This is a genomic window from Streptomyces liliiviolaceus, from assembly GCF_018070025.1.
Lineage (GTDB): Bacteria > Actinomycetota > Actinomycetes > Streptomycetales > Streptomycetaceae > Streptomyces > Streptomyces liliiviolaceus.
In genome coordinates this window covers 3,717,089-3,729,650 of the sequence record NZ_JAGPYQ010000001.1, presented here as the reverse complement: position 1 = coordinate 3,729,650, position 12,562 = coordinate 3,717,089, and the positions used below count along the sequence as shown (strand labels likewise).

Genomic DNA, 12,562 nt, shown 5'->3' with positions numbered 1-12,562 from the left:
AAGGCCCACCCCCACCCGCTCAGGGGCGCGGGGAACTGCGCAATCTTTTAGGCCCACCCCCACCGGCCCGGACGCAACCCTCAAGCCACACCCCCACCCCCCTCAGGGGCGCGGGGAACTGCGCGATCTTTTGGGCCAGCCCTCACCGGGCCGCACCGTAGGGACGAGACCCCGCCCCGGAGGGGCCCGGCCCCGCTACCCGGCCGACCGTTCCTGGAACGCACGCACAGCAAGCACCCGCTCCCGCACCGAGTCAGACATCAGCTCGATGAGCGGGAGGACCAGATCCCAGAGGTCCTCCTTGTCCACCCCGCGGGCCAACGCGTCGAGGCCCGCGTCGTCGAGCGCCCCCGCAACCCCCGCCACCACCCGCCGCGCACTGGGCGGCAACACCCCCACCAGCGGCAGAAAATCCCCCCAGAGCCCGGTCGCCACCACTCCGTGGACGAGTCCGTCCAACACCGCGGGGTCCCGCAGCGCGGGCAGCGCGGCGACGGCCCGCAGTTCGTTCTCGCTCAGCAGCGACACGATCGGCAGCAGCGACTCCCACAGGCCCTGCTCGGCCGTGGCGCGTATCAGGGAGTCGAGCCGCCCCTCCGGCTGCGCGGCGGTCAGCGACGCGATCCGGGCCCGCTGCTCCCCGGCTGCCATGCCCGCGACGGCAATGGCCTCGGGCCACAGATCGTGCTCGGCGGCGGCCGCGATGACCGCGGAGATCCGTTGGTCGTCGAGCAGTTCGACGATGTGTCCGAGCCGCTCGGGATGGTCGATGACGAACCCCGTACGCAGCAGAGTCGTTTCCGCGAGCTGCGGCAGGATGCTCTTCAGCGCCGAGTCCCGCAGATGGCCGACGAACCGGCCCATCGTGAGGTGGTCGCCGCGTTCGGCGAGGACCAGGGCGATGCGTACGACGATGTCGTCGTCCAGCCTGCCCATGATCCCGGCGATCCGGCGCGGGTCGACGTGGTGGCAGCAGCGGGCCGTGAAGTCGACGGGGAGCCTGTCGATGATGTCGGCCGCGCGGGCCGGTTCGAGTCGGCCGGCGAGCGCGGCGGCCAGGCGCGGGCCCAGTGCCTTCTGGGCGATGCCCGCGGCGACGGCGGCGGGCAGCAGTTTCGTCATGCCGGCGATACGGTCGAGCAGGACGGGGTCCTCGCCGAAGAGCGCGGCGACGGCGTGTTCGCGGAAGAGGCGTACGTCGTCGGCGGGCAGCTCTTCGAGGAACGCCAGTCGCTGTGGCTCGACGTCCAGCAGCCGGGCGAGCTTCAGGGTCTCGGCTCTGCCGCGCAGTGTGTCCATGCGGATTCCCCTCAGCGGAAGAACATCCGGCGGACAGGTTCCCTGGTCAGGGCCGGTACGAGGGTGAGGGCGTCCTCGACGGACTCGTGCAGTCCGGAGGCTCGGCGCTCACGGGCCCTGCGCAGTGCCTGGGCGAGCAACAGGGCCTGCGGGCCGTCCAGTTCCGTGAAGCCGTCCGGTAGGGGAACATCCAACTCCGCCCGCAGCAGCGCCAGTTCCTCCACGCTCACAGAACCTCCCCCGGCGTACACGGAAAATCCACCCGGTGCGGCACGGCACCCTGCGCCGATCGTACTCTTTGCTCATGAAACGCGCTGGCCGTCTGCTGTTCGTCGTCGCCCCTCTGTTCGCAGTGGCCGCCTGCTTCGTCGTGCCCGGCCACGGTGACGACGGCGGACGTTCGGACAGCCGGAGCGCCACTCCCGACGCGCGTGCGGCCGGGCTGGACGCGCCGGAGAAGAAGGACCTGGCGCAGCGGATCGTGTCCAGCGCCGAGAACTCCAGCCTGGACTGGCGTGCGCAGTACGACTACATCGAGGACATCGACGACGGCCGTGGGTACACGGCGGGGATCATCGGTTTCACCACCGGCACGCATGATCTGCTCGTCCTGGTCGAGCGCTATACGAAGGCGCATCCGGGGAATGCGCTGGCGCGTTATCTGCCCGCCCTGCGGAAGGTCGACGGGTCGGAGTCGCATGAGGGGTTGGGCGACGGGTTCGTGGCTGCCTGGAAGGCGGAGGCGGGGAAAGTCGCGTTCCAGCGGGCCCAGGATTCCGAGCGGGACCGGGTGTATTTCGACCCCGCGGTACGGATCGCGAAGCGTGACGGGCTCGGTGTGCTGGGTCAGTTCATCTACTACGACGCCATGGTGATGCACGGGCCCGGGAGCGATCCCGGTTTCTTCGGCATCCGTAAGCGGGCGATGGCGGAGGCGGACACTCCTGCGGAGGGTGGCAAGGAGACCGCGTATCTCGACATCTTCCTGGACATGCGGAAGAAGACGATGGAGGACGAGGGGCGCGGGGACACGTCTCGTGTGGACACGGCTCAGCGGCGGTTCCTGTACGACGGCAATCTGGACCTGGACACGCCCCTAAAATGGAAGGTCTACGGCCAGCCGTACGAAGTGAAGTAGCCCTGCCCACCCCGTAACCGCATGGGGGCTGCGCCCCCTAGCCCCCGTTTGCGCAGTTCCCCGCGCCCCCAGGTACCTGGGGGCGCGGGGAACTGCGCAATCGTTGAGGCCCGCCCCCACCGAACCCGCAGACGCGAACCCGTGCGGACGCACCACGGCGCCCACCAGGTCCGGTCGGGGACGAGGGCAGGCGCCGCGCTCAGTTCCGTACACCGTTGTACGGGACGTCTTTGGGGGTGGAGCGTCAGACCATCAGGGAGCGGTCTGTGGGGCGGACCGGCGCCGGCAGCTCGCTGACGCCCGTCAGGAAGCGGTCGACCCCGCGGGCGGCCGAGCGGCCCTCCGCGATGGCCCACACGATGAGGGACTGGCCGCGCCCGGCGTCACCGGCGACGAACACGCCGGGCACGTTGGTCGCGTAGTCGCGGTCGCGGGCGATGTTGCCGCGCTCGTCGAGGTCGAGGGCGAACTGGGAGACCAGTCCGTTCTCCTGGTCGGTGCCGGTGAAGCCCATGGCGAGGGTGACGAGCTGGGCGGGGATCTTGCGCTCCGTGCCCGGCTTCGGGGTGAGCTTGCCGTCGATGAACTCGACCTCGCCGAGGTGCAGCCACTGGACGTTGCCGTCCTCGTCGCCCTCGAAGTGGGTGGTGGAGACGGCGTAGACCCGCTCGCCGCCCTCCTCGTGCGCGGAGGTGACCTTGTAGAGCATGGGGAACGTCGGCCACGGCTGGTGCGGAGCGCGGTCCTCGCCCGGCTGGGGCATGATCTCCAGTTGGGTGACGGAGGCCGCGCCCTGGCGGTGGGCGGTGCCCACGCAGTCCGCGCCGGTGTCGCCGCCGCCGATGACGACGACGTGCTTGCCCTCGGCGGTGATGGGGGGCGCCACGAAGTCGCCCTCCTGCACCTTGTTGGCGAGCGGCAGGTACTCCATGGCGAAGTGGATGCCGTTCAGCTCGCGGCCGGGGACCGGCAGGTCGCGGGAGACGGTGGCGCCGGCGGCGATGACGACGGCGTCGTACCGCTTGCGCAGGTCGGTGGCCTTGAGGTCGCGGCCGATCTCGATGCCCGTACGGAAGCGGGTGCCCTCCGCGCGCATCTGCTCGATGCGGCGGTTGATGTGCCGCTTCTCCATCTTGAACTCGGGGATGCCGTAGCGCAGGAGGCCGCCGACGCGGTCGGCGCGCTCGTAGACGGCGACCGTGTGGCCGGCGCGGGTGAGCTGCTGTGCGGCGGCGAGGCCCGCGGGGCCGGAGCCGATGACCGCGACCGTCTTGCCGGAGAGGCGCTCGGGGGCCTGGGGGGCGACGTCGCCGCTGTCCCACGCCTTGTCGATGATCGAGACCTCGACGTTCTTGATGGTCACGGCGGGCTGGTTGATGCCCAGCACGCACGCCGACTCGCAGGGCGCGGGGCACAGGCGGCCGGTGAACTCCGGGAAGTTGTTCGTGGCGTGCAGCCGCTCGGAGGCCGCGGACCAGTCCTCGCGGTACGCGAAGTCGTTCCACTCGGGGATGAGGTTCCCGAGCGGACAGCCGTTGTGGCAGAAGGGGATGCCGCAGTCCATGCAGCGCGAGGCCTGCGTGGGGATGATGGGCAGGAGGGAGCCCGGGACGTAGACCTCGTTCCAGTCCCTGACGCGCTCCTGGACGGGGCGGGTCCTGGCGACCTCTCGGCCGTGGTTCAGAAAGCCCTTGGGATCAGCCATTGGTCGCCGCCTCCATCATCTTCTCGGTGATCGCGGACTCGTCGAGTCCGGCTCGCTCGGCGGCGTCCTTGGCGGCGAGCACTGCCTTGTACGTGCTGGGGATGATCTTGCTGAAGCGGTCCACCGCGGTGTCCCACTCGGCCAGGAGCTTCTCGGCGACGGTGGAGCCCGTCTCCTCCTGGTGCCGGCGCACGACGTCGTGCAGCCACTGCTTGTCCGTGTCGTCCAGTGCCTCGACGGCGCCGAGGTTCCCGGCGTTGACGTTGTCGCGGTCCAGGTCGATGACGTACGCGATGCCGCCCGACATGCCGGCCGCGAAGTTGCGGCCCGTCTCGCCGATGACGACGGCGTGGCCACCGGTCATGTACTCGCAGCCGTGGTCGCCCACGCCCTCGGCGACGACGGTCGCGCCGGAGTTGCGGACGCAGAAGCGCTCGCCGGTACGGCCGCGCAGGAACAGCTCGCCGCCCGTCGCGCCGTACGCGATGGTGTTGCCGGCGATCGTGGAGAACTCGGCGAGGTGGTCGGCGCCCCGGTCGGGACGGACGATCACGCGGCCGCCGGAGAGGCCCTTGCCGACGTAGTCGTTGGCGTCGCCCTCCAGGCGCAGCGTCACACCGCGCGGCAGGAACGCGCCGAAGGACTGGCCCGCGCTGCCGGTGAAGGTGATGTCGACGGTGTCGTCGGGCAGGCCCGCGCCGCCGAACTTCTTCGTCACCTCGTGGCCGAGCATGGTGCCGACCGTGCGGTTGATGTTGCGGATGGCGACCTGGGCGCGGACCGGCTGGGCGTCGGTGGCGCCGGTCGCGTTGAGGGCGTCGGCGGCGAGCTTGATCAGCTCGTTGTCGAGCGCCTTCTCCAGGCCGTGGTCCTGCTCGATGGTCTGGTGCAGGGCCGCGCCCTCGGGCAGCTCGGGCACGTGGAAGAGCGGGGCCAGGTCCAGGCCCTGCGCCTTCCAGTGGTCGACCGCGCGGGCCACGTCGAGCGCCTCGGCGTGGCCGACGGCCTCCTCGATGGTGCGGAAGCCCAGCTCGGCGAGGATCTCGCGGACCTCTTCGGCGATGAACTTGAAGAAGTTGACGATGTACTCGGCCTTGCCCGTGAACCGGTCGCGCAGGACGGGGTTCTGGGTGGCGATGCCGACCGGGCAGGTGTCGAGGTGGCAGACGCGCATCATGACGCAGCCGGAGACGACGAGCGGCGCGGTCGCGAAACCGAACTCCTCGGCGCCGAGGAGCGCGGCGATGACGACGTCACGGCCGGTCTTGAGCTGCCCGTCGGTCTGCACGACGATGCGGTCGCGCAGGCCGTTGAGGAGCAGCGTCTGCTGGGTCTCGGCGAGGCCGAGCTCCCAGGGGCCGCCCGCGTGCTTGAGCGAGGTGAGCGGGGAGGCGCCCGTTCCGCCGTCGTGGCCGGAGATGAGGACGACGTCCGCGTGGGCCTTGGAGACACCCGCGGCGACCGTGCCGACGCCGACCTCGGAGACCAGCTTCACGTGGATCCGCGCCTGCGGGTTCGCGTTCTTCAGGTCGTGGATCAGCTGGGCGAGGTCTTCGATGGAGTAGATGTCGTGGTGCGGGGGCGGGGAGATGAGGCCCACGCCCGGGGTGCTGTGCCGGGTCTTGGCGACCCACGGGTAGACCTTGTGGCCGGGCAGCTGGCCGCCCTCGCCGGGCTTGGCGCCCTGGGCCATCTTGATCTGGATGTCGTCGGCGTTGACCAGGTACTCGGAGGTGACGCCGAAGCGGCCGGAGGCGACCTGCTTGATGGACGAGCGGCGCGCCGGGTCGTAGAGGCGGTCCGGGTCCTCGCCGCCCTCACCGGTGTTGGACTTGGCGCCCAGCTGGTTCATGGCGATGGCGAGCGTCTCGTGGGCTTCCTTGGAGATGGAGCCGTACGACATGGCGCCGGTGGAGAAGCGCTTGACGATCTCGCTGACCGGCTCGACCTCGTCGAGGGAGATCGGCTCGCGGCCCGAGTCGAAGCCGAACAGGCCGCGCAGCGTCATGAGGCGCTCGGACTGCTCGTTCACGCGGTCCGTGTACTTCTTGAAGATGTCGTAGCGGTTGCTGCGCGCCGAGTGCTGGAGGCGGAAGACCGTCTCGGGGTCGAACAGGTGGGGCTCGCCCTCGCGGCGCCACTGGTACTCGCCGCCTATGTCGAGGGCGCGGTGCGCGGGCGCGATGCCGCTGGCCGGGTACGCCTTCGCGTGGCGGGCGGCGACCTCCTTGGCGACGACGTCGATGCCGACGCCGCCGATCTTGGTGGCGGTGCCGCTGAAGTACTTCTGCACGAAGGCCGCGTCGAGGCCGACGGCCTCGAAGACCTGGGCGCCGCGGTAGGAGGCGACGGTGGAGATGCCCATCTTGGACATGACCTTGAGGACGCCCTTGCCGAGCGCGTAGATCAGGTTGCGGATGGCCTGCTCGGGCTCCATGCCCGGCAGGAACGTACCGGCCCTGACCAGGTCCTCGACGGACTCCATCGCGAGGTACGGGTTGACGGCCGCGGCGCCGAAGCCGATGAGGAGGGCCACGTGGTGGACCTCGCGGACGTCGCCCGCCTCGACCAGCAGGCCCACCTGGGTGCGCTGCTTGGTGCGGATGAGGTGGTGGTGGACGGCGGCGGTGAGCAGCAGCGAGGGGATCGGCGCGTGCTCGGCGTCGGAGTGCCGGTCCGAGAGGACGATCAGCCGGGCGCCGTTCTCGATGGCGGCGTCGGCCTCGGTGCAGATCTCCGCGATGCGGGCGGCGAGAGAGTCGCCGCCGCCGGAGACGCGGTACAGGCCGGAGAGGGTCGCGGCCTTCATGCCGGGCATGTCGCCGTCGGCGTTGATGTGGATGAGCTTGGCCAGCTCGTCGTTGTCGATCACCGGGAAGGGCAGGGTGACGCTTCGACAGGACGCGGCGGTCGGTTCGAGGAGGTTGCCCGCGGGGCCCAGCGAGGAGCGCAGCGAGGTGACGAGCTCTTCGCGGATGGCGTCCAGCGGCGGGTTGGTGACCTGCGCGAACAGCTGGGTGAAGTAGTCGAAGAGCAGCCGGGGGCGCTCGGACAGGGCCGCGATCGGCGAGTCCGTGCCCATGGAGCCGAGCGGCTCGCCGGCGGTCTTGGCCATCGGGGCGAGGATGACGCGCAGCTCTTCCTCGGTGTAGCCGAAGGTCTGCTGGCGGCGGGTGACCGAGGCGTGGGTGTGCACGATGTGCTCGCGCTCGGGCAGGTCGGAGAGCTCGATCTCGCCGGCTTCCAGCCACTCCGCGTACGGGTTCTCGGCGGCGAGGCCGGCCTTGATCTCGTCGTCCTCGATGATCCGGTGCTCGGCGGTGTCCACGAGGAACATGCGGCCGGGCTGCAGGCGGCCCTTGCGGACGACCTTCGCGGGGTCGATGTCGAGGACGCCGACCTCGGAGCCGAGGACGACGAGGCCGTCGTCGGTGACCCAGTAGCGGCCGGGGCGCAGGCCGTTGCGGTCGAGGACCGCGCCGACCTGGGTGCCGTCGGTGAAGGTGACGCAGGCCGGGCCGTCCCAGGGCTCCATCATCGTGGAGTGGAACTGGTAGAAGGCGCGGCGGGCCGGGTCCATGGAGGCGTGGTTCTCCCAGGCCTCCGGGATCATCATCAGCACGGAGTGCGGGAGGGACCGGCCGCCGAGGTGCAGCAGCTCCAGGACCTCGTCGAAGGAGGCGGAGTCGGACGCGTCGGGCGTACAGACCGGGAAGATCCGGTCGAGGGCCTTGTCGGTGCCGAAGAGGTCCGAGCCGAGCTGGGACTCGCGGGCGACCATCCAGTTGCGGTTGCCCTTGACCGTGTTGATCTCGCCGTTGTGCGCGACGAAGCGGTACGGGTGGGCGAGCGGCCAGCTCGGGAAGGTGTTGGTGGAGAACCGGGAGTGCACGAGCGCGATCGCGGAGGCGAAGCGGCGGTCGGACAGGTCCGGGAAGAAGGGCTCCAGCTGGCCGGTGGTCAGCATGCCCTTGTAGACGATGGTGCGGGCGGAGAGCGACGGGAAGTACACGCCGGCCTCGCGCTCGGCACGCTTGCGCAGCGCGAACGCCTTGCGGTCGAGGTCGATGCCCTGGCTGGATCCGTCCCCCACGAACACCTGCCGGAAGGCGGGCATCGTCGAGCGGGCGGTGGCGCCGAGGAGTCCGGGGGCGACCGGGACCTCGCGCCAGCCGAGCACCGTGAGGTTCTCCTCGGCGGCGATCGTCTCGATCCGTGAGACGGCGTCGGCGGTGCCGTCCTCGGGCAGGAAGGCGATGCCGACCGCGTACGAGCCGGCCTCGGGCAGCTCGAATTCGGCCACCTCGCGGAAGAAGGCGTCGGGGACCTGGGACAGGATGCCCGCGCCGTCACCGGAGTCGGGTTCCGAGCCGGTCGCGCCGCGGTGCTCCAGGTTGCGGAGCACGGTCAGCGCCTGTTCGACCAGCGCGTGGCTCGCCTCACCGGTGAGGGTCGCCACGAAGCCGACGCCGCAGGCGTCGTGCTCGTTGCGCGGGTCGTACATTCCCTGCGCGGCAGGGCGAGCATCCATGAAGGACCAGTTCTGGCCATTCTCGGAGTGCTGGGACGGCTGGCGCGGCGTACGCATCGGCTCTCCCGTCGTCGTCGTGTCTGGGGGGCACCTCCCAGGCCTTGAGGCTCTGGGGGCAAGTGCCGAGGGACGACGTTGGCCCTTAGCGAGAGTGCAAAATTTCGTGCAGGTTACATGATGGAGCGGTTCTCGTGAACCGGATACCGCGTTCCATCATGCGGACGCCACGGGTCGCGGCGAGGCGCCGCTCGTGGCGGCTGAAAAAGGGGGCCTTTTCGGTCAGATCAATGACCGTCGGCCCGATCACGGCAGGCAACGTCACCTGCTGCTGATGATGTGCGTGTGGTGCGGCGCGGTCGTCATTGCCCGCGGCGCTTACGGCTCATGCCCAATGGTTAAGCGTTCGAAACCGCCGAGTAACGGCTACTTATGCAGTCCCGTGCATAGGTGCGCGATCAAGCGGTGCCGGTCATCCTACGGCCGTTCCGAAGAAACTGCCCAGGGCGTACGTCACACCGGCGGCGGCCCCGCCCAGGGCGAGCTGCCGCAGCCCGCTGAACCACCACGACCTGGCGGTCACCTGGGCGACGATCGCCCCGCAGGCGAAGAGTCCGAGCGCGGCGAGCAGCAGGGCGGGCCAGAGGGTGGCGGCCCCCAGCAGGTACGGCAGGACGGGGAGGAGGGCGCCCAGGGCGAACGCGCCGAAGCTCGACACGGCGGCGACGACGGGCGAGGGCAGGTCGCCGGGATCGATGCCCAGCTCCTCCCGGGCGTGGATCTCCAGCGCCTGCTCGGGGTCGCGGGACAGCTGCCGGGCGACCTCACCGGCGAGCGCGGGCTCCACCCCGCGGGCCTCGTACAGCAGCGCCAGCTCATGCTCCTCGTCCTGCGGGTGCCTCCTCAACTCCCGCCGCTCCACGTCGAGTTCGGCCTCGACGAGTTCGCGCTGCGAGGCCACGGAGGTGTACTCGCCGGCCGCCATGGAGAAGGCGCCCGCGGCCAGTCCCGCGAGCCCGGTGATGACGACGGTCCGATGGGAGACGGCTCCGCCGGCCACACCGGTCATCAGCGCCAGGTTGGAGACGAGACCGTCCATCGCGCCGAAGACGGCCGGGCGCAGCCACCCGCCGTTGACATCCCGGTGGGTGTGGTTGTCGCGGTGCGCCTCGTGCAGTGCGGCCTCGGTCTCGATGATGGCCATGCGGGGGTCCCCCAAGTGTTCGTTCACTGCTTGTTTGGACTGCTTCTACTTTTGGACAACTGCGAACCTACGCCTGAAATTCCGCCCCCGCCAGCAAGGAAGGCCGTACTTACCTGCGCTTTCACCCCCTTCCGCTCATCCGTGGCGACCTTCGCACATATGTCGACCGGGTGACTCTGGGGCTCGTGAGGCTCCGGCGGACCCTCCCCGGGGGACACATCCGCAAAGGGGCTCCCGGCCGGCCTGCGACTGGCTTCCGATCGCCCGGGACCCCGCGAAGGAGAGGGGCCGCCATGGCATCGATCGCCTGCGTTCCGCCGGTACCGGCGCCCGGGGACGGGGGCGCCACCGCCCTCCGCGACCGTGCGCGCGGCGCACTGCTGGGTCTCGCCGTAGGGGACGCGCTGGGGGCACCGGCCGAGAACATGAAACCGTCCGAGATCCGCGCGCGCTGGGGCCGCATCACGGGATACGTGGCCGAGCAGCCGGCCGGTACGGACGACACGGAGTACGCGATCTTCTCGGGCCTGCTGCTGGCCCGGCACGGCTCGGCGCTCACGGTCGCCCATGTGGAGGCGGCCTGGCACCAGTGGATCGCGGACCGCGACGAGGGGCCGTTCCGGGGCGCGGGTTTCAGTGAACGGGGCACGCTGGAGAACCTGCGCCGGGGGCTCGCCGCCCCCATCTCCGCCCAGCACCGGCACGCCTGGAGCGACGGCCTCGCCATGCGGGCGGCGCCCTTCGGGGTCTTCGCGGCGGGCCGCCCCGCGGAGGCGGCCCGGCTGGTGGCGATCGACGGTTCGGTGAGCCATGACGGCGAGGGCATCTACGGCGGGCAGGCCGTCGCGGCGGGCGTCGCCGCGGCGATGGCGGGCGCCCCCACGATCGCCGTCGTCGCCTCCGCCCTCGCGGTCGTCCCCGACGACTCCTGGACGGCGCGCTCCCTGCGCAGGGCGGTGGCCTGCGCGCATCGCGGCGAACGCGCGGTCCGTTCGGCGGTCGTCATCGGCGGCTACCCCTGGACGGACCTGGCCCCCGAGGCCGTCGCCCTGGCCTTCGGCGCGTACGCGGCGGCCGACGGCGACTTCGAGGAGGCCGTCCTCACGGCGGTCAACATGGGCCGCGACGCCGACACGACGGCGGCGGTGGCGGGCGCCCTGGCCGGCGCCACGCGCGGCACCGCCGCGATCCCACCGGCCTGGGCGTCGGCGATCGGCCCCGCGAAAGGCAGCTGCCTCCCCTCGATGCAGGGCCACCACGTCCTGGACGTAGCAGACCTACTGACCCCACCAGAGGAATCCCAATGACACCCGCACACTCCCCAGAGCCCCACCTTCCAGAGGCACACCCGTCAAGGGCGCACCTTTCAGCGACGCGCTTCTCAGGGGCGCGGGGAACGGCGCAAGAAACGCCGCCAGAGGCACGCCTTTCAGGGGCGCGGGGAACTGCGCGACCAGCCACAACGAACCCGCACCCGACACACGACCCCGCACCCCCCACCCCTTCAGGGGCGCGGGGAACTGCGCAACAAGCCACAACGAACCCGCACCCGACAAACCCACCCCGCCGAATCGAAGGCCTCCTACTCGGCCTGGCGGCCGGCGACGCCGCGGGTTGGCCGGCAGCAAGGCACAGAGCAACCCGCATGCCCGAATGGACCAGACGCCTCACCCGCGAACTGGACACCTTCGCCGAACAGAACGCCACCACCACCCTCCCCGTCCCCATCGCCCTCAACCAACCCCCCGAACCCCTGCGCCTGGGCCCCTCGGACGACGCGGAGTGGGCGGCCTTCGCCGCGGAGGCGGTCCTGCGGGCCGCGGACGCCGCCGCACTGGGCGACCTCGGCCGAGCCCGCCGCATGCGCGCGGCGATCGACCTCTCCTGGAACACGATCGCCAGCGAGGTCGCCGCCGCCGCGGACCGGGCCCCCGAGGTCGAGTCGGCGGTACTCCCCCTGCGCGCCCGCATCTCCGTACGAGCAGGCCTCGGCAACCTCGCCAACGGTCTGCGCCCACCCGCCTCGGGCCACGACAACCCCCACTACTTCGACGACGCGGCCTGCGTACGGGCCTGCGTCCTGGCGGTCGCCCACCCCGGAGACCCCCGGTCCGCCGCGGAACTGGCCGAGTTCGACGCCCGCTACACCCAGGACGGCGACGGCGTGCACGGCGCCCGCGCGATGGCCGCGGCCGTCGCACTCGCGCTGAGCGGCGCCGACGTGGACGCCTGCGCGGAAGCGGCGCTGGCCGAACTCCCGGACGCCACGGAGATCGGCCGCAACGCCCGCCACGCCCTGGCCCTCGCCGACGACGCCCACGCGAACGGAGACGGCGCCTTCGGCCTCGTCCCCCTCCTGGAACACCAGATCGTCGACCACGTGTACAGCTACGGCATCGCCGCCGCCGAGACCGTCCCGGTCGCCCTCGCCCTGGCGGTCGCCGCCCGCGGCCGGATCGCGGAGGCGGTACCGGCCGCGGCGTGTCTGTCCCGGGTCGCAGACTCGGCCCCGGCCCTCGCCGGCGCGCTGACCGGCGCACTCGGCGGCGGGACGGCGATCCCCGCCGCCTGGCGCGACGCCTGCCGCACCCTCTCCGGCTGCACGCTGCCGCGCCTGACCGGCACGGACCTCATCGGACTCGCCGATCTCCTGGAAGCGACGGAACTGACCCTCCCGGGTGCATGATC

At 71.2% G+C, this 12,562-nt stretch carries 8 protein-coding genes; 3 read left to right on the top strand and 5 right to left on the bottom strand.

Annotated features, from left to right (window positions below):
* Positions 1–195: 195 nt before the first annotated feature.
* Together J8N05_RS16285 and J8N05_RS16280 are read right to left on the bottom strand one after the other, a co-directional pair.
* Positions 196–1,299: a hypothetical protein gene (locus J8N05_RS16285; RefSeq protein WP_210883551.1), complete on the bottom strand. Its 1,104-nt coding sequence runs from the start codon at positions 1,297–1,299 to the stop codon at positions 196–198.
* Between the two features lie 11 nt (positions 1,300–1,310).
* Positions 1,311–1,529: a hypothetical protein gene (locus J8N05_RS16280; RefSeq protein ID WP_210883549.1), complete on the bottom strand. Its 219-nt coding sequence runs from the start codon at positions 1,527–1,529 to the stop codon at positions 1,311–1,313.
* Positions 1,530–1,603: 74 nt separating this feature from the next.
* Here J8N05_RS16280 and J8N05_RS16275 point away from each other — a divergent pair, with 74 nt between their 5' ends.
* Positions 1,604–2,437 carry a chitosanase gene (locus tag J8N05_RS16275; protein ID WP_210883547.1) on the top strand — a complete coding sequence of 278 codons (834 nt, stop codon included), beginning with the start codon at positions 1,604–1,606 and terminating at the stop codon, positions 2,435–2,437.
* Between the two features lie 244 nt (positions 2,438–2,681).
* On the opposite strand, the gene J8N05_RS16270 is transcribed toward J8N05_RS16275, so the two are convergent.
* The 3 genes from J8N05_RS16270 to J8N05_RS16260 all read right to left on the bottom strand — a co-directional run bounded on the left by J8N05_RS16270 (position 2,682) and on the right by J8N05_RS16260 (position 9,874).
* Positions 2,682–4,142 (bottom strand): glutamate synthase subunit beta, encoded by a 1,461-nt coding sequence (locus J8N05_RS16270; RefSeq protein WP_210883545.1) that lies wholly within the window; start codon positions 4,140–4,142, stop codon positions 2,682–2,684.
* Positions 4,135–8,730, bottom strand: coding sequence for a glutamate synthase large subunit (gene gltB, locus J8N05_RS16265; RefSeq protein WP_210883543.1), 4,596 nt, complete (start codon positions 8,728–8,730; stop codon positions 4,135–4,137). Before gltB ends, J8N05_RS16270 begins: the two co-directional genes overlap by 8 nt.
* 412 nt (positions 8,731–9,142) lie before the next feature.
* The gene (locus tag J8N05_RS16260; protein WP_210883541.1) at positions 9,143–9,874 is read right to left on the bottom strand and encodes a VIT1/CCC1 transporter family protein; all 732 of its coding nucleotides are present in this window, start codon (positions 9,872–9,874) and stop codon (positions 9,143–9,145) included.
* A 293-nt stretch (positions 9,875–10,167) separates the two neighbouring features.
* Here J8N05_RS16260 and J8N05_RS16255 point away from each other — a divergent pair, with 293 nt between their 5' ends.
* Entirely contained in the window at positions 10,168–11,181 is a 1,014-nt protein-coding gene (locus J8N05_RS16255; RefSeq protein ID WP_210883539.1) for an ADP-ribosylglycohydrolase family protein, read from the top strand.
* Complete coding sequence (locus J8N05_RS16250) at positions 11,178–12,560, top strand: ADP-ribosylglycohydrolase family protein (RefSeq protein ID WP_407699912.1); 1,383 nt, start codon at positions 11,178–11,180, stop codon at positions 12,558–12,560. The genes J8N05_RS16255 and J8N05_RS16250 overlap by 4 nt, the downstream gene beginning before the upstream one ends.
* Positions 12,561–12,562: the final 2 nt, after the last annotated feature.